At 69.9% G+C, this 18,191-nt stretch carries 12 protein-coding genes; 7 read left to right on the top strand and 5 right to left on the bottom strand.

Annotated elements, in window-relative coordinates; genetic code table 11:
• Positions 1-103: 103 nt before the first annotated feature.
• The gene (locus B5D60_RS09165; protein ID WP_078699870.1) at positions 104-1,627 is read right to left on the bottom strand and encodes an AMP-binding protein; all 1,524 of its coding nucleotides are present in this window, start codon (positions 1,625-1,627) and stop codon (positions 104-106) included.
• A gap of 311 nt (positions 1,628-1,938) precedes the next feature.
• Here B5D60_RS09165 and B5D60_RS09170 point away from each other — a divergent pair, with 311 nt between their 5' ends.
• Positions 1,939-2,556, top strand: coding sequence for a PaaI family thioesterase (locus tag B5D60_RS09170; RefSeq protein WP_153302955.1), 618 nt, complete (start codon positions 1,939-1,941; stop codon positions 2,554-2,556).
• A 6-nt stretch (positions 2,557-2,562) separates the two neighbouring features.
• On the opposite strand, the gene B5D60_RS09175 is transcribed toward B5D60_RS09170, so the two are convergent.
• Positions 2,563-3,414 (bottom strand): 3-hydroxybutyryl-CoA dehydrogenase, encoded by an 852-nt coding sequence (locus tag B5D60_RS09175; protein ID WP_078701367.1) that lies wholly within the window; start codon positions 3,412-3,414, stop codon positions 2,563-2,565.
• A 105-nt stretch (positions 3,415-3,519) separates the two neighbouring features.
• Here B5D60_RS09175 and B5D60_RS09180 point away from each other — a divergent pair, with 105 nt between their 5' ends.
• The 3 genes from B5D60_RS09180 (at position 3,520) to B5D60_RS09190 (ending at position 10,288) form a co-directional block, all read left to right on the top strand.
• Positions 3,520-3,909, top strand: a complete 390-nt coding sequence (locus B5D60_RS09180; protein WP_078699872.1) for a hypothetical protein — start codon at positions 3,520-3,522, stop codon at positions 3,907-3,909.
• A 135-nt stretch (positions 3,910-4,044) separates the two neighbouring features.
• Positions 4,045-6,879, top strand: coding sequence for a 5'-nucleotidase C-terminal domain-containing protein (locus tag B5D60_RS09185; RefSeq protein WP_078699873.1), 2,835 nt, complete (start codon positions 4,045-4,047; stop codon positions 6,877-6,879).
• A 73-nt stretch (positions 6,880-6,952) separates the two neighbouring features.
• Positions 6,953-10,288: an ExeM/NucH family extracellular endonuclease gene (locus B5D60_RS09190; RefSeq protein WP_078699874.1), complete on the top strand. Its 3,336-nt coding sequence runs from the start codon at positions 6,953-6,955 to the stop codon at positions 10,286-10,288.
• Positions 10,289-10,348: 60 nt separating this feature from the next.
• Here B5D60_RS09190 and B5D60_RS09195 read toward each other — a convergent pair whose 3' ends face one another.
• From B5D60_RS09195 to B5D60_RS09205, 3 genes are read right to left on the bottom strand one after another with little or no spacing between them, the layout of a single operon-like run.
• On the bottom strand, positions 10,349-10,771 hold the full coding sequence (locus B5D60_RS09195) for a nuclear transport factor 2 family protein (RefSeq protein ID WP_078699875.1): 423 nt from the start codon (positions 10,769-10,771) through the stop codon (positions 10,349-10,351).
• Complete coding sequence (locus B5D60_RS09200; RefSeq protein ID WP_078699876.1) at positions 10,768-12,411, bottom strand: acetyl/propionyl/methylcrotonyl-CoA carboxylase subunit alpha; 1,644 nt, start codon at positions 12,409-12,411, stop codon at positions 10,768-10,770. The genes B5D60_RS09195 and B5D60_RS09200 overlap by 4 nt, the downstream gene beginning before the upstream one ends.
• Before the next feature lie 17 nt (positions 12,412-12,428).
• Positions 12,429-13,985 (bottom strand): acyl-CoA carboxylase subunit beta, encoded by a 1,557-nt coding sequence (locus B5D60_RS09205; protein WP_153302956.1) that lies wholly within the window; start codon positions 13,983-13,985, stop codon positions 12,429-12,431.
• Between the two features lie 129 nt (positions 13,986-14,114).
• On the opposite strand from B5D60_RS09205, the gene B5D60_RS09210 reads away from it, so the two are divergent.
• The 3 genes from B5D60_RS09210 (at position 14,115) to B5D60_RS09220 (ending at position 18,154) form a co-directional block, all read left to right on the top strand.
• On the top strand, positions 14,115-14,744 hold the full coding sequence (locus tag B5D60_RS09210; RefSeq protein WP_078699878.1) for a TetR/AcrR family transcriptional regulator: 630 nt from the start codon (positions 14,115-14,117) through the stop codon (positions 14,742-14,744).
• Between the two features lie 201 nt (positions 14,745-14,945).
• Positions 14,946-16,640 carry an AMP-binding protein gene (locus B5D60_RS09215; RefSeq protein WP_078699879.1) on the top strand — a complete coding sequence of 565 codons (1,695 nt, stop codon included), beginning with the start codon at positions 14,946-14,948 and terminating at the stop codon, positions 16,638-16,640.
• Complete coding sequence (locus B5D60_RS09220) at positions 16,637-18,154, top strand: ABC transporter substrate-binding protein (RefSeq protein WP_078699880.1); 1,518 nt, start codon at positions 16,637-16,639, stop codon at positions 18,152-18,154. Before B5D60_RS09215 ends, B5D60_RS09220 begins: the two co-directional genes overlap by 4 nt.
• Positions 18,155-18,191 lie beyond the last annotated feature (37 nt).

Consider the following 18,191-nt stretch of genomic DNA (forward strand, 5'->3'; position numbering starts at 1 on the left):
TCACCGGGGCTGCGTGATCTCGATACGTCGCGAGCTACTCGATCACCGGGGGTCCGTCGATCGAGTAGCGGGGCGAGGAACGAGCCCGCGTATCGAGATCAGGTCAGTTGACCTGGCGGTCGCGGCCCTCCCAGTACGCCTCGCGGAGCTTGAACTTCTGCAGCTTGCCGGTGGCGGTGCGGGCGAGCTCCTCGCGGAACTCGACACGCTTGGGCACCTTGTAGCCCGCGAGGCGCTCGCGCGCGTGGGCGCGGAGGTCGTCCTCGGTCACGTCGCCGTCGACCACCACGAGGGCCAGCACGGACTCGCCCCACCGGTCGTCGGGGACGCCGATCACCGCGACCTCACGCACGGCCGGGTGCGAGGCCAGCGCGTCCTCGACCTCGATCGACGAGACGTTCTCGCCACCGGACACGATGACGTCCTTCTTGCGGTCGGCGATCGTGACGTAACCGTCCTCGTAGACGCCGCCGTCGCCGGTGTGGAACCAGCCGCCCGCCAGCGCCTCTTCGGTGGCCTCCGGGTTCTCCCAGTACGACTCGAGCACGGTGTTGCTGCGCACGAGGATCTCGCCCTGGTCGTCGATCATCACGCGCGTGCCGATCGTGGGGGCACCGGCGCGGGCCAGCAGGCGCGCCTGCTCCTGCGCCTCGAGGTCGTCCCACTCCTCGCGCATGCGGCTCATCGTGAGCAGCGGCGAGGTCTCGGTGAGGCCGTAGATCTGGATGAACTCCCAGCCCAGCTCCTCGCGCACCCGCTGGATCGTGCGGGTCGGCGGGGGAGCGCCGGCCACGATGCAGCGCACCCGGTCGCGGCCCGTGTCGCCCGTCCAGTCCTCGAGCGCGTCGAGCGTGGCGTTGAGCACGGCGGGAGCGCAGGCCAGCACGGTGACGCCGTGCTCCTCGATGCGCTTCAGGATCTCGGTGCCGTCGATCTGGCGGATCACGACCTGCTTCGCGCCGACGCCCGTGGCCGAGTAGAGCAGGCCCCAGCCGTCGCAGTGGAACATCGGCAGCGTGTGCAGGTAGACGTCGCGGTCGGTGAGCGTGGCGTGCCAGCCGAACGTGGTGGCGTTGACCCACCGGGCGCGGTGCGTCTGCTGCACGCCCTTGGGCCGGGCGGTCGTGCCCGAGGTGTAGTTGATGGTCGCGGTGGCGTTCTCGTCGGGCTCCCACTGCGCCGGCTCGGCCTTCGACGCCCAGATCCGGTCGTCGTCGCGGCCCAGGACGAACACGTGCTTGGCCGCCGAGCAGGCCGCGGCGAGGTGCTCCAGCTCGGGATCGAGCATGACCACCTCGGCGCCGGAGTGCTCCACGATGTACTCGATCTCGGCCGGCGCCAGCCGGAAGTTCACCGGGACGAAGATGCGGCCCCAGTTGGCCACGCCGTAGAAGGAGGCCAGCAGACGCGCCGCGTTGTGCGAGACCATCGCGACCCGCGCGCCCTGCGGCACGCCGAGCTCGTCGAGCGTCGCGGCCTGACTGCGCGCCTTCGCGTACAGCTGGGCGTAGGTGACCTCGCCCCACGAGTCCGCCACCTGGTTCGGCTCGTCGACCACGGCGACGCGGTCGGGGTAGACGGTGCGGGCGCGGTCGAGGAAGTCGCGCAGGGTGAGCGGGACGATCATGGGGCCTCCGGCGGGGTCGAACGGTGCGTGTGGGTCACGTCACGCTGCCATTGTGTCGACTCCTGCCCGCGCCGTGCACCTCTAGCCCGGCCACGAGCGACCAGCGGTCGGGGCCTCCCGGTGAGCGGCGGCGGCTCGGTCGGTTCCCCCCGCCCACCCCGGCCCACTTTTGGAGCAGGATCAACGTCGATCCCGGGGCGAGGCGTGCAACCCGTTCCAAAAGTGGTGGAGGGGGAGCGGGCGGAGCGGGCGGAGTGGCGAGGGGGGAGCGGTGGAGGGCGTCACCCGGCGCGCTGGGTAGCCTCGGCCCGGTGAGCTGGGAAGAGATGTTCAAGGGCGACTTCGCCGCTGACGACGTCCGCGCCTACGGCGAGCTGGTGCGGAACCTGCACGCGGTGCAGGACGCGCTCGCCGCGATGCCGATGGACCGCGAGGCGATCGACGGCCTCTCCGCCGACCTGGCGCGGTGGCGCGAGCGGCTCGAGCCGTCGGTCACCGACGAGCAGCACCAGGTGAACGGCCGCGTCGCCGAGCTGCCCGTGCGCGGCCACGCGATGCTGCCCGAGCTGGACGTCACCTCGCGCACCGCCGACCGCGTCGAGGGGACCGTGCGCTTCGGGCGCTGGTTCATGGGCGGCGGGATGGCGGTGCACGGCGGCGCCGTGACGCTGCTGTTCGACGAGGTGCTCGGCATCCTGGCGTCGGTCTCCGCCGGCGGCATCACCCGCACCGCCTACCTCAACACCGACTACCGCGCGCTGACCCCGATCGACACCGAGCTCGAGGCCGTCGTGTGGATCGAGCGGGTCGACGGCCGCAAGTGGTTCCTGCGCGGCGAGCTCCGCCACGGCGACGTCGTGTGCGCCGAGGCCGAGGGCCTGTTCCTCAAGCTGCTGCCCGAGCAGGGCCTGGGCAAGCGGACCGGCTGACCCGGCTCAGGGGTAGGGGTAGAAGCCCTGCCCCGACTTCTTGCCCATGAGGCCGGCGTCGACCATGCGGTCGAGCAGCGGCGGCGGCGAGTAGAGGGGCTCCTTGAACTCCTCGTACATCGACTCGCCGATCGCCTTGATCGTGTCCAGCCCGATGAGGTCGCTCAGCGCGAGCGGCCCCATCGGGTGGCCACAGCCCAGCACCATGCCGTTGTCGATGTCCTTCGCCGAGGCGTACCCGGCCTCGTACATCCGGATCGCCGACAGCAGGTAGGGCACCAGGAGCGAGTTGACGATGAAGCCCGCGCGGTCGGTCGCGTCGATGGGCTGCTTGCCGAGCGTGTCCGAGACGTAGGAGCGCATCCGGTCGAGCGTCTTGTCCGAGGTCGTCAGCGACGGGATGAGCTCGACGAGCTTCATGACCGGCGCGGGGTTGAAGAAGTGCACGCCCATCACGCGGTCGGCGCGGCCGGACGCGGCGCCCAGCTTCACGATCGGGATCGACGACGTGTTGGAGGCCAGGATCGCGTCGGGGTCCTGCAGGATCTTGCCGATGCGGGTGAAGAGGTCGAGCTTGATCGACTCCTTCTCGCTGGCGGCCTCGACGACCAGCTGGCGGTCGGCCAGGTCGTCCAGGTCGGTCGTCACGTGGATGGCGGCGAGGGTGGCGTCGCGGTCCTGCTCGGTGAGCTTCCCGCGGTCGACGGCGCGGTGCAGGGAGGTCTCGATCCGGCCGTGTGCGGCGGCGGCGGCCTCCTCGGTGACCTCGACGACGACGACCGAGATGCCGGCGCGCGCGTTCACCTCTGCGATGCCGGAGCCCATGAGGCCACCCCCGACGACTCCGATGCGTTCGATGGTCACGCGACCTCCCGTAAAGATGATGGATTCCTCACCTTCGATCGTAACGGTCGCCGGGTGAGCCTCCGCAAGCGCTCCGAGACGTCGTGATGGGATGGCCCCATGCGTGCGTGGCTCCCGGTGGTGCTCGTCCTCGCCCTGGCCGGCTGCGGCGGGGGCGGCGATGCCCCCACCCCGTCGGAGGGCTCGGCCTCCACCACCCCGGGGAAGGTCGCCACCGAGGCCACCGGCACGGTCGATCCGCTGGCGATCACCTCGTACGTCTGCCGCCGCAACGCCAAGGGCGGCTGGAAGGTGCAGGGCACGCTCAAGAACACGGGCAAGCAGGTCCGTGACTACCGCGTCACGGCGTTCATCGGACAGCAGACCGGACCGGCGCGCATCGTGGAGCTCGACCGGGTCAGGGCCGGGGCCAGCGTGCCCTTCGCGATGGACCCGATCGTGGCCGCGCCCGAGGGCCCGTGCCGGCTCCGGGCGGTCATCGCCCTCTGACGCGCGGGTGCTCGCGGGGCGCCCCCGACCTTTTGCCGCGTCTTAACCAAAATGTCATGGTCAGTCCGGTCTCTTGGCTGATTCTCAGGGTTACGGTGTGGCGAACCGGTTCCCCTGCGACAAAGGACACAGACCTTGAAGTCCCGACGTTCCCTCTCGGCCCTTGCGATCGGAGCGCTGCTGAGCGCACCGATCGTCGTGGCCCCGTCGGCCACCGCGGCCGACCCCGTCGACATCACCCTCGTCGACATCAACGACTTCCACGGCCGCATCGACACGAACACCACGAAGTTCGCGACGACCGTGGAGCAGATCCGACAGGGTGCGGGAGAGGCGAACACGCTCTTCCTCTCCGTCGGTGACAACATCGGCGCCTCGCCGTTCGCGTCCTCCACTCAGCAGGACGAGCCCACGATCGACGTGCTCAACGCGCTCGACCTGAACGTCTCTTCCGTGGGCAACCACGAGTTCGACCGCGGCTTCGACGACCTCGTCAACCGCGTCACCGACCGGGCCGACTTCCCGCACCTCGGTGCGAACGTGAAGCTCCGGGCCACCGGCGCCGCGGCTCTGCCGGCGTCGGCCACCTTCACCGTCGGCGGCCTCGAGGTCGCGGTGATCGGCGCGGTCACCGAGGAGACCCCGTCCCTCGTGACCCCCTCGGGCATCTCGACGCTGACGTTCACCGACCCGGTCGAGTCCGTCAACACCGAGGTCGACCGCCTGGAGGCGCTCCCCGAGGCCGACCGGCCCGACGTCATCGTCGCCGCGTTCCACGAGGGCGCCGGCGCCGGCACGCCCGACGGCTCGAGCCTGGCGGAGGAGGTCGCCCACGGCGGTGCCTTCGCCGACATCGTGAACAACACCGACGCCTCGGTGGACGCGATCTTCACCGGCCACACCCACAAGGCCTACGCGTGGGACGCCCCGATCCCCGGCGAGGCCACGAAGACCCGTCCGATCATCCAGACGGGCAGCTACGGCGAGAACATCGGCAAGGTCACGCTGTCGGTCGATCCCGACACCGGTGACGTCGCCTCGCACACGGTCGCGAACGTCCCGCGCGTCGCCACCGCGAACGAGCAGCTGCCCCGCGTCGCCGCGGTCAAGACGATCGTCGACAACGCCCTCGCGTACGCCGCCACGATCGGCAACGAGAAGGTCGCCGACATCACGGCCGACGTCACCACGGCCTACACCGGCGGCAGCTACGTCAACGGCGTCTACACGCCGTCGAACCCGGCCGCGCCGAAGACCGGTCGCGACGACCGCGCGAGCGAGTCCACGATCGGCAACCTCGTGCCCGACGCGATGCTCGCCCAGTCCAAGGCGACGAACGCCCCCGCCGACCTGTCGATCAACAACCCCGGCGGCCTGCGCGACGAGCTGTTCTTCACCGGCAACACCACCGCCGGAGGCCCGAACAACACCGACGGCTCGGTGACGTTCGCCGAGGCCAACGCCGTCCTGCCGTTCACGAACAACCTCTTCACGGTCACGCTCACGGGCGCGTCGCTGAAGAAGGTCTTCGAGCAGCAGTGGCAGCGCAACCCCGACAACACGGTGCCGAGCCGCCCGTACCTGCAGCTGGGCGTGTCCGACAACGTCCGCTACACGTACGACGCGACCCGCGCCGAGGGCGACCGCGTCACGAGCGTCTGGATCGACGACCAGCTGCTCGACCCGGCGAAGTCCTACAAGGTCATCGTCCCGTCGTTCCTGGCCACGGGCGGCGACAACTTCCGCGCCTTCGCCGAGGGAACGTACGTCGACACCGGCGTCGTCGACTACGAGGGCTGGATCGAGTACCTGGGCGCCAAGTCCCCGGTGAGCCCCGACTTCGGCCGCCGCTCCGTGGCCGTCACGGGCCTCGAGGACTCGTACGAGGTCGGCGGGACGGCGACGTTCTCGCTGCCGAAGCTGAACCTGACCTCGCTCGGCAGCCCGGCCAACACCTCGGTCGAGGCCACCCTCGAGTACGGCGACGGCCAGACGCTCGACCTGGGCAGCCAGCCGGTCACCAACGGCGCCTCCGGCCAGTTCTCCTTCACCGTGCCCGCAGGTGCGATCGAGGGCGGCACCATCCGCGCCGAGGCGTCGCCGAGCGGCACCGTGGCCACGATCCCGCTGTCGGTCGACAAGGCCGCGTCCACGACGACCGCCACCGCGCCCGCCCAGGTCACGAAGGGCGAGACGTTCGACGTCTCGGTCGACGTCACCGCCGCCGCGGGCGACCTCGACGGCACGGTCGTCGTCCGTGACGGCGACACCCAGGTCGGCACCGGCACGGTGACCGACGGCTCCGGCGAGGTCGAGGTCGACGCCGCCGACCTGCGTCTGGGTCAGCGCACGCTGACGGTGTCCTACCAGGGCTCCGCCACGGTCGCCGGCTCCGAGGGCACCGTCTCGGTCGAGGTCATCAAGGGCGAGACGCCGTTCACCGCGACGGGCTCGACCACGCCGTACGGCACGGGCGCGACCATCACGATGACGGCCGCCCCCGGCACCAGCGGCATCGTGTACGTCGCCAACCAGCTGGGCATCCAGGTCGGCACGGCCTTCCTGTCCGACGGCAAGGGCACGTTCCGCTTCGGCGGAACGGCGCTCAAGCCGGGCTCGCACACCTACGGCCTGTTCTTCAACGGCAGCGCCTCGTACGAGCCGGCCGACGCCACGGTGACCGTCAAGGTCACGAAGGCCGACACCTCGGTGCGCGCCGTGGTCTCCTCGAAGATCAAGTCCAAGGGTGCGGTCCTGAAGGCCCGCGTCTCGGCCAAGGGCTTCACGCCCACCGGCACGGTCGTGGTCAAGCGCGGCACCAAGGTCGTGGGCAAGGCCACGGTCAAGGACGGCGTGGCCCGCGTGAAGCTGGCCAAGCTCCCGCGCGGCAAGGCGACGCTGCGGGTGTTCTACAAGGGCAGTTCCGTCGCGAACGGCTCCACGACGTCCGCGAAGACGTTCGTCAAGTAGTGACCTGAGCCGGGGCGGTCCGCACGCGGGCCGCCCCGGCTCACTCCATCAGCACCATTCGAGGGGAATCCCGATGTCTCGTCCTGTCCTTCGCGGTCTGACCGCGCTCGCCGTGGCGGCCGGTGCGGCCGTGGCGGTGCCGCCAGCGGCCACCGCCGCCCCCGACGGCTCCGGCCTCGTCATCAACGAGGTCTACCTGAACGGCGGCTCCGCGGGCGCCACCTACCTGAACAAGTTCGTCGAGCTCCACAACCCGACGGACGAGGACATCAGCGTCAACGGCTGGTCCGTGCAGTACCGCCCGTACAACGGCACCGCGAACTTCACGGCCGTGGTCCCTCTCGGCGACCGGCATCTCGAGCCGGGCGGCACCCTGCTCGTGAGCGGCAACTCGAACGCCGCCAACGGTGCCGCGCTGCCCACGCCCGACGTCGCCAGCACGACCGGCTTCTCGGGCAACGCCAACGGCGGCACGATCGCGCTCGTCTCGTCCGAGACCGCGCTCACCGGCGACCTGGCCGCCGTCCGCGCCAACGCGTCGCTGGTCGACCTGATCGGCTACGGCGCCTCGAACACCTACGAGGGCGCGCCGAAGGCCGACGGCTACTCGGTGACCGCGTCGGTGACGCGCGCCGCCGGCGTGGACACGGACGCCAACTCCACCGACTTCACCACCGCGGCGCCCACCCCGGTGCCGTGCGGCGCCACGTGCGCCGGCCCCGGCGACGCCGAGCCTGAGGAGCCCGAGCCGTCCGAGACGGTCACGATCGCGCAGATCCAGGGCACGGGTGCGGCCAGCCCGCGCGTCGGCCAGACCGTCACCACGACGGGAGTCGTCACCGCGCTCTACGCGTCGGGCGGCTTCAACGGCGCGTACATCCAGACGCCGGGAACCGGCGGTACCGCCGGCCCCGCCTCGCACGGCCTGTTCGTCTTCGGATCGTCCACCGCGTTCGCGCAGTCGGTCGACCTCGGTGACACGATCGACGTCACCGGCGCCGTGTCGGAGTTCAACGGCCTCACCCAGATCACGGCGGCCTCGTGGAAGGACGCGACCACCGCCGGCACCGTGACGCCGACCCCCGTGACGTTCCCGATGGCCGAGGCGCAGCGCGAGTCCCTCGAGGGCATGCTCGTCGACGCCACGGCCGGCACGTACACGATCACGAACAACTACGGCACGAACACCTTCGGCGAGCTGGGCCTGGCGGCGGGCGACACCGTGCTGCCGCAGCCGACCAACGAGGTCCGTCCGCGCACGTCGGCCTACGACGCCCTCGTCGCGCAGAACGCCGCCCGCATGATCACGCTCGACGACGGCAAGAGCATCAACTTCACGTCGGGCACGAACCGCGCGAGCCCGGGTCCGTGGCTGACGCCGACCAACGAGGTCCGCACGGGCGCGTCGGTCACGATCGACGACCCACTGGTCCTGGACTGGCGGAACAGCACGTGGAAGCTCCAGCCCACGCAGCCCTTCGCCGCCGGGGGCGAGTCCGCCACGATCGCCCCGCAGAGCACGCGCGAGACGGCGCCGAAGGACGTCGGCGGCGCGGTCAAGCTGGCCTCGTTCAACGTGCTGAACTACTTCACCACCACCGGTGAGGACTGGGTGTCCTCGAACCGCGGCACCTGCACCTGGTACACCGACCGCGACGGCAACCGCATCACCGTGAACACCTGCACGAACAACGGTCCCCGCGGTGCCGCCAACGACGTGAGCCTCGCCCGCCAGCAGGCCAAGATCGTGAAGGCGATCAACACCCTCGACGCTGACGTGCTCTCGCTGGAGGAGATCGAGGACACCGGCTCGCTCGGTGGCGCCGATCGCGACGAGGCTCTCAAGACCCTCGTCGCGGCGCTCAACGCCGATGCCGGCTCGCAGCGCTGGGCGGCGGTCCTGTCGCCGTCGACGATCCCGACCTCCGGTCGCGACGTCATCCGCACGGCGTTCATCTACCAGCGCGACGCGGTCGAGCCGGTCGGGCCGTCGGTGATCCTCGACTCGCCCGCGTTCGCGAACGCCCGGGCCCCGCTGGCGCAGGAGTTCCGCCCGGTCGACGGCGACGCCGGCCAGGACTTCCTGGCGATCGTCAACCACTTCAAGTCGAAGGGCTCGGGCGACGGCGTGAACGCCGACCAGGGCGACGGTCAGGGCGCGTCCAACCGGGCTCGTGTCGGCCAGGCCGAGGCGCTCGTCGACTTCGTGAACTCGCTGGAGGCGCAGTCCGACACCGACCGCGTGTTCCTGCTCGGCGACTTCAATTCCTACGCCAAGGAGGACCCGCTGGCGATCATCGAGGACGCCGGGTTCGTGAACGTCGACCAGCGCCTCACGGACGAGGAGACCTACCAGTTCGAGGGCATGCACGGGTCGCTCGACCACGTGTTCGCCTCCTCGGCCGCGTTCGCGCGGGTGACCGGCGCCGACGTCTGGACGATCAACGCGCCCGAGTCGATCGGCCGCGAGTACAGCCGGTTCAACAACAACGTGACGAACCTGTTCGACGCGTCCACGCCGTTCCGGGCCAGCGACCACGACCCCGTGATCGTCGGCTTCGATCCCGGCGCCGCCGCCGAGGTCGCCACGACGACCACCGCGAAGGTGCCGTCGGTCGTGTGGGCCGACGAGGCCTTCGACGTCGCCGTCACGGTCGGCTCGGCCACGGGCTCACCCCGAGGCACGGCCACCGTGTCCCTCGGTGACGAGGTGCTGGGAACGGCCACGGTCGCCGATGGCAGCGCCACGGTCACGGTCCCCGCGGGCTCGCTGCGCGCGGGTCGCCACGTGCTCGACGTGGCCTTCGCGGGCGAGGGTCGCTACGCCGACTCGGCCGGCACGGTCGCGGTCGACGTCCGCGCCGACTCCGCGATCACCGCCACGGCGGCCCGCGGCACCTACGGCAAGCCGACCGCGATCTCGGTGACGGGGGCCCCCGACGCCGGCGGCCTGGTCTACGCCACGGTCGGCGGTCGCATCGTCGCCTCGGCGATCATGCGCGGCGGCAGGGCCACGATCAACGTGCCCGGCACGGCCCTGCGGCCGGGCACCACCGCGGTGACCGTCTTCTACGGCGGCGACCGCGGTCACGACGCCAGTCAGACGTCGGTCGCGGTGACGATCGCGAAGGCGAAGGCCACCGTGTCGGCGAAGGTCCTCAACGGCAAGGTCACGCCGCGGACGCGCGCGAAGGTGCGCGTCGTGGTCCGCACGCCGGGCTTCGTCGAGAGCTCCGGGAAGGTCCGGATCTACCGCGGCTCGAAGCTGCTCGGGTCCGGCAACGTCAAGGGCGGCAAGGTCACCGTGACCCTGCCGCGCCAGAAGTCCTCGGTGCGCCTGACGGCACGGTTCAGCGGCACGTCACTGACCGCGCCGGCGAGCCGCGCGTTCGTGCTGCGGGTGCGCTGAGGCGAGGGGGACAGGCCGGGCGGCCCCAGGATCGAGGGAGATCCTGGGGCCGTCCTGTCCCTAAGTCCCGGTGTTGCTGCGATGACGCGACACGAACTCCGCGGCCTCCCCGGAGTCGATGTACTCGCGCAGTTCGCGGATCAGGCCGCGCTCGTCGAACCTGACGACGACACACGCCTGGAGTCGCACGCGCATCCGGTCGCTCATGCGCGTGCCCTCGAGCACGTGCTGCTCGACCGCGCCGCTCTCGAACACGTCGACCCGACGGTCGACATACTGGAGCTCCGTGACCGTGCGGTCGAGTATCCGCAGGATCCGGACGAACTCCGGGACGCTCGTCTCGCGCTGCACGGTGCTCTGCCAGATGGTGGCGTCCGGGGAGAACAGGTGGGCGAAGGCCGCTTCGTCACCGACCTCCGACGCCGCGGTCAGGCGGTCGAGTGCCCGGAGAAAGGGGTGCGTGCCGTCGCGAGGCTCCGTCATGCGTCGATGCTCACCAGGGCTTGCCCGGTCATGATCCCGTCTCCCGTGGCCACGTGCACCGCCGAAACGGTTCCCGGTGTGGTCGCGCGGATCTGCTGCTCCATCTTCATCGCCTCCACGACGACGACGACGTCCCCGGCAGACACGCGAGCACCCGGTTCGACATGGACATGGAGCACGGTGGCCGTGATGGGCGAGACGACGTCACCGGCGCGCGCGGCCCTCGCCGTGACGGAGCTCTCGGACCCGATCGATCTCCTGCTACCGGCATCGACCATGTTCGGGCTGTAGGGATCGAGCCGCACGTCGCAGTCCTGCTCGATCCAACGGGTGTGCACGCTCAACGGGGTCTCGGCGAACGCGGGATGCTCGACGATCGCCCGGTGGAAGTCGATGACCGTGGGGATCCCGTCCACGGACAACTCAGCCAGGGCGCGGCGGGCACGCGCCAGCGCCGTGGGCCGGTCCGGGCCGGTCACGATCAGCTTGCCGATGAGCGAGTCGAAGTTGGTGGTGACGCGTTCACCGGCCGTCACCCCACCATCCCAGCGGACTCCCGGGCCGTGCGGGATGGTCAGTGAGCGCACCATGCCGGGGATGGGGAGGAAGTCCCGGCCAGGGTCCTCGGCGTTGATCCGGAACTCGATCGCGTGGCGGTCGGCCTCGACCGCTCCGGCCTGGATCTGCTCCCCGTCGGCGATGCGCAGCTGGGCCGTGACCAGGTCCTCTCCGGTCGCCTCCTCCGTGACGCTGTGCTCGACCTGGAGGCGGGTGTTGACCTCGAGGAAGTACAGAGCGCCACCCTGATCGAGCAGGAACTCGCAGGTGGCGGCGCCGACGTAGCCCACGGCCCGCAAGATCGCCGTGGAGACGTCATGCAGGTGCTGCACCTGCTCCGTGCTCAGCAGGGGTGCCGGTGCCTCCTCGACCAGCTTCTGGCTGCGGCGCTGGAGCGAGCAGTCGCGCGTGCCGACGATCCGGACATTGCCGCTGCTGTCGGCCAGGCACTGTGTCTCGACGTGGCGGACGCGACTCAGATGTCGCTCGACCATGCACGGGTTGGACCCGAAGGCGACCTCCGCCTCACGCCGCGCCGAGAGCCACGCCTCGTCGATCTGGTCGATCGTCGTGACGACTCGTTGGCCGCGTCCGCCGCCGCCGAGCACCGCCTTGATCACCACCGGGAGGCCGTGCTCGGCGACGAACGCGTGGACGGCCTCGACCGACGCGACGGGACCACTGCTGCCGGGGATCAGGCGTGCACCCGACTCCTCCGCGATGTGACGGGCCGATGACTTGTCGGCCAGGAGGTCGATGGACTTCTCTGGCGGCCCGACCCAGGTGAGTCCCGCGCCAAGCACCCGCCGGGCGAACTCCGCGCTCTCGGACAGGAACCCGTAGCCGGGGTGCACGGCGTCTGCCCCGCATTCGTTCGCCGCGGCGAGGATCTCGTCGATGTCCAGGTAGGCGTGGGCGGCGCTTCGACCCGGCAGCGGCAGCGCCTCATCTGCCAGTGCGACATAGGCAGCCGAGGCGTCCTCCGCGGTGTGCAGCGCGACGGACGTCAGTCCGAGATCGCGACAGGCGCGGATGATGCGGATCGCGATCTCGCCGCGGTTGGCGATCAGTACCTTCTTCATGCGATGGCTCCGAGGGTTCAGGGATGGAACGGCGTGGGCGAGGGTCCGAGCTGGCGGGCCAGCGGAAGCTGCGCGTCGCGGACGAAGCCCACGACGAGAACTCGCGTCTCGGCGGGATCGACGATGTCCTGGCCGGTCGCCTCGGCTGTCCGGAAGGGCGACGTCACGGCTCGCAACTGCGCTTCGATGCGGGCCTGCTCGGCCTCGGGGTCGGGTGCGGACTCGATCTGGCTCCGGAAGGCGGCGAAGGTGCCCCCGCTGATGTGCATGGACCCCCATTGGGCGGTGGGCCACGCGATGCGTCGAAACATCCCGGAGGGGCGATGGTGAGTCTGTCCGCCCACCCCGAACAGCCTCCCCATCACGACCGTCATCCAAGGCATGCGGCTGCGGCACACGGACCAGACCAGGCGCGCGCCCGCGTTCTCGATGCCCGCCCGCTCCGAGTCGGGCCCGACCAGCACCCCCGGCTCGTCGGCGAGGGAGATCAGGGGGAGGTGGAACTGATCGCAGATCTGGATCAGTCGAATCGTCTTCATCGCGGCGGCGGTGTCCGTGGACCCTCCCAGCACGCCGGGGTCGTTCGCCATGATGCCGACGGGGTAGCCGTCCACCCGGGCGAGCCCGGTCACCCGGGAGCCACCGTAGGCGGGCGACAGCTCGAAGAACGAGGCCTGGTCGACCACGGCGTCAATCACCGACCGCGGATCGAAGGGAGCCCTGCTGTCCTCGGGGATCACGTCACGCAGGGTGGCGGGGTCGGTCCTCGGAGCGAGCGGCGTCGCTCGTGGTGGCATCGAGTGCACGTTGGTCGGCAGGTAGGAGAGGAACGTGCGGATCTGAGCGAGCGCGTCGTGCTCGTCGACGGCCACGTTGTTGACGGAGCCGCTCTCCTCGACGTGGACACGCCATCCGCCGAGGTCCTCCTTGGTGATGTCCAGTCCGAGGGCGGCCTTCACCACCGGTGGTCCGCCGGGGAACAGTTGCGACGTCTCCTTGACCATGACGTTGAAGTGACCCAGGCATGCGGCCACCGCCGGAAGCCCGGCCACGGGACCCATCACCGCCGAGACCACGGGCGCGAGCTGGAGCAGATCCACCTCGGAGGCCACGAACGTGTTGCCGTCGGGCGGATAGGTGCGCCCCAGGTCCAGGAAGCTCTTGACGCTGCCGCCGCTGGCGTCGAGGAGTCGGATGAGGGGAACACCTGACTCCAACGCGCGCTCGGCGGCCAACGGCTCGCGACCGAAGCCCACGGCATCGACACCCCCCGCCCCACCACGGACGGTGAAGTCACCCGCGCTCACGACGGCAGGCCTGCCGTCGATCTCGACGAGCCCATCGACCTGGCCCTTCGGGACGAAGGCGCGAAGCTCGCCCTGGGCCGAGTACTCCGCGCGTCCGGTGAGGATCCCGAACTCACGCAGGGTGCCCAGGTCCGCGAGCAGGTCGACCCGTTCGCGGGCGGTCAGCTTCCCCTGGGCGTGCTGGCGTGCCACCTGGTCGGCACCGCCAAGCCGCATGGCGAGCGCGCGACGGCGGTGGACCTCGTCGTGTCCGAGAGTTGTTGTCACGCGGGAGTTCCTTCCGCAGCATCACCGCGCGGGCACGGCAAACTGAGCGATCGATCGGTTATGTCTGCGACGATATGATGAAGCATCGCGCCTCGTCAATGGCGGTGAAGTCAAAGGAGTGGCGTCGGCATGGAACAGCGGAAGCAGCGTCCTCGCGGCGATCGCACGCGAGCGCGCCTCCTCGATGCCGCACGCGCCGAGTTCGGCCAGCACGGATTCGGGGGCGCGTCGACCCGCGGCATCGCCGAGCGGGCGGGCATCAGCGCCTCGGCCCTGTACGCCCACCACCGCTCCAAGGAGGAGCTGCTCTTTCTCGTCGCCAAGGACGGTCACGAGAATGCGCTGCGTGACATGCAGCGGGTCTTGGCCACCCAGACGGGTCCGGGCGCCCAGTTCGCCGGGGTGATGCGGGTGATGAGCGCCGGAAATGCGCGGGAGCAGTTCGTCTCCCACGTGCTGGCGAACGAGCTGGATTCCCTGAATCCTGAGCACTATGCGGAGATCGCCGCGATCCGGCGGGCCATGGTGGGCCTGGTGCGGGCGATCATCGACCGCGGTGTCGAGCTGGAGCTGTTCGAGTGCCCTCGGATCGACGTGACCGTCACGGCGCTGTTCTCCCTGTGCGTCGACGTCGCGCGCTGGTACCGCCCGGACGGTCGGTGGGCGCCGGAGGAGATCGGTGATCACTTCGCGCTGCTGGGGCTGCGCATGCTGAATGCCTCACCCGCGGTGATCGACGCCGCGTTCGCCGCCAGCTGACCCCAGCGTCACGCGAGGCTCCCTTCCGTCGTCACCCTCCGGGCCTGGTGGGTGGTGGCCGTGCGGACGGCACTTGAAACTAATCTCAACTTTTCCTTGCGCTGCGTGAGAGGCGTCACATACGATCGCGCTACCTGATCGATCGCTCAGGTAGATATCACCGATCGGCGACAGCTCGATTCGCCACAAGGAGTGAGGTAGTTGGACGCCACACGGTCTCAAGACCTCGAGAATCTGCTGGACTACGACTTCGCCACCGCAGTGGAGGCGTTGGACCACCACGTCGGCGTGCGACCCGGGCGCATGGCCATCACGTACGGCGAGACGGGCGAGGAGCTGACCTACGGCGAGTTCGGTCGACGCACCGACGCCATCGCCGGCAACCTGGCACGCACCCACGGCGTCCAGCCCGGCACCCGCGTGAGCGTGCTGTCCACCAACGCGATGGTGGCGGCGGCGTCGATGTACGGGCTCTGGAAGGCCGGAGCGGTGTACGCGCCGGTCAACTACCTCTACCGAGGCGAGCTCCTGGCCTATCAGCTGAACGACACGCGACCCGACGTGCTGATCGTCGACGAACAGCTCGTGCCGGCCGTCGAGCAGATCAAGAGCGACCTCCACGTCGAGACGCCCCTGATCGTGGTGGCGTCACCCGAGGCCCGCGACGTGTGGCCCCACGTGTTCGACGATCTCCTCCAACCGGCGGAGCGCCCCGATGTCACGGTGTCCTTCAACGACCCGGCGAACATCATCTACACGTCGGGGACGACAGGGCCGTCGAAGGGCGTCGTGCAGTCGCACCGCTGGGTCAACGGGTACACGTGGATCGGGCGCAGGATCCTCAACGAGGAGGACATCGTCTACAACGACCTGCCGCTCTACCACGTCGGCGGCGCGCACTACAACGTCGCGCGGGCGCTCTGGGTCGGAGCCGGCCTGCAGCTGTGGGACCGCTTCAGTCCCAGCGACTTCTGGCGGCGGATCAAGGATGGCAACTGCACGACGGCCACGCTGCTCGACGTCATGATCACGTGGCTGCAGAAGCAGGAGCCCCGTGATGACGACCGGGAGAACGCCCTCAACAAGGTGGTCCTCGGGCCCGTCCCGGCGAATCACCACGAGTTCGCGCAGCGGTTCGGCATCGACTTCGCACTCACGGGGTTCGGCCAGTCCGAGTCCGGCAGCGCGATGATGACCCTCGTCGAGGAGATCCCCCAGGGATCAGGCACGCCGGAGTCCGTCTATCGGGGTCTTGATCACGCGACGATCCGGGCGGCCTTCGAGGACGCCGGGATGCTCGTGCTCGACGGTCACGACCCCCGCGTGATCAAGGGCATCCTCGGAACACCGAGCCCCTTCTTCGAGGTCGCCGTTCTCGACGAGGACGACCGCCCGTGCGTGGCGGACCAGGTGGGCCAGCTGGCGATGCGCCCGGCACTGCCGGAGCTGATCTTCACGCGGTACCTCGCCAAGCCCGAGGCCACGGCCCAGGCCTTCGCCAACCTGTGGTTCCACACGGGCGACGCCGCCCGGATCGACGACCTCGGCGTCTTCCACTTCGTGGACCGCCTGGGCGATCGCATCCGTGTCCGCGGAGAGAACATCTCCGGCGCGCAGGTCGAGGAGCAGATCGCGCGGCATCGCACGGTGCAGCTCGCCGCGGTGATCGCGGTCCCGAGCGACGAGGGCTTCGAGGACGCGATCGTCGCGTTCGTCGAGCTCGTCGAGGGAGCGGACTTCGATGAGGCCGCACTCGATGCGCACTGCAAGGCGGTCATGCCCAAGTTCATGTGGCCCAGCCGCATCGTCCGGGTCGACAAGATCCCGCACACCCCCACCAACAAGATCGAGAAGTACAAGCTGCGCCAGCTGTTCAAGGAAGGACAGACGCTGTGAGGATCGTCAAGACGATGAAGGTGGTGGCCGCGGCCGCCCTGATGGCCGCGATGCTCTCCGCCTGCGGGGGCTCGGACGACAAGTCGGCGGGTTCGACCACGCTTCGCGTGGCGGCGCAGTCGGACGTGTCGTCGCTCGACCCCATCCGGGGCAACTCCGGCAACGACCACGTGATGCTGTTCCCGATCTACGACACCCTGGTGTCCTTCGACGAAGGACTCCAGCCGCAGCCCGGCCTGGTCGAGTCGTGGGACTCACCCACGCCGAAGGAGCTGACGCTGACACTGCGGCCCGGCGTCAAGTTCCACGATGGCGAACCCCTCGACGCTGATGCCGTGAAGGTCAACCTCGACCGTGCACGCGCCGAGGACTCGGTCGCCGCGGCCGACCTCGCATCGATCGAGAACGTCCGTGTCGACGACGAGCTCGTCGCGACGCTCGAGCTGAGCCGACCGGATGCCTCGCTGCTGCTGGTCCTGGCCGATCGCGCGGGCATGATGGTCTCTCCCGCCGCGCTCGAGGCGAACGACAACGACGTCAGCCGCACCCCCGTCGGGGCCGGCGGGTGGAAGCTGTCCGACTGGAAGCAGGGCAACGAGCTCCGCCTCGAACGGTTCGACGACTACTGGGACGCGGACTCCGAGCGCGCCGAGACCCTGCGGATCAAGATCATCACCGACCCGCGCACCCGCGTGACCGCGATGCGTTCCGGGCAGCAGGACATCGCGCTGGACGTCCAGCCCGTCGACGCCGAGTCGCTGGAGAAGGAGAAGTCGGTCGTCCTCGAGTCGCAGACGAGCCTGTTGGTGCACGGCATGTACATGAACACGAGTGCCCCGGAGTTCTCCGATGCGAAGGTGCGCCGGGCGCTGGCCCTCGCGATCGACCGGGACACGATCGTCAAGAACGCGCTGTTCGGGCACGGCCAGTCGGCCAGTGGCGTCCTCCCGGACGGGTACTGGGCCGAGACGCCGGACTCGGTCGACTACGCCCACGATCCGGACGAGGCGAAGCGTCTCCTGGCCGACGCCGGCGTGCCGAGCCTGGAGTTCGACATGCTCAGTCGCAGCGACACGTCCAGCGTTCGTCTGGCCGAGATCCTCAAGGACCAGTGGGCCGCGGTGGGGGTGACGGTCAACATCCTGCCGCGTGACGTGGTCGAGGCGACGGACCAGTACTTCAACCAGAAGAGCAGTCCGGCCTACCTCGCCGGCTGGTCCGGCCGTCCCGATCCGAGCATGACGTACCGGTCCCTGTTCGACGCGAAGGGCTACTACAACGTCGGTGGCCTCGAGATCGACGGGATGGCCGCGGCCATCGGCGCAGCGGACAAGTCCTTCGATCTCGACGAACGGGTGGTGGGCCTGGACGCTGCCGCTGTGGCCGCCTACGAGAGCACCCCGTTCCTCCCGGTGGCGTTCCAGGACGCCCTGATCGCCCGGAGCGACAAGGTCCAGGGCTTCCAGATGAACCAGATGGGCAAGCCCAAGTTCATCGGGATCACGGTCGACTGACCGCCAGTCCGACGGACCCGGGGGGACCGGCCGAGCG

Source organism: Aeromicrobium choanae (genome assembly GCF_900167475.1).
Taxonomy (GTDB): Bacteria; Actinomycetota; Actinomycetes; order Propionibacteriales; family Nocardioidaceae; genus Aeromicrobium; species Aeromicrobium choanae.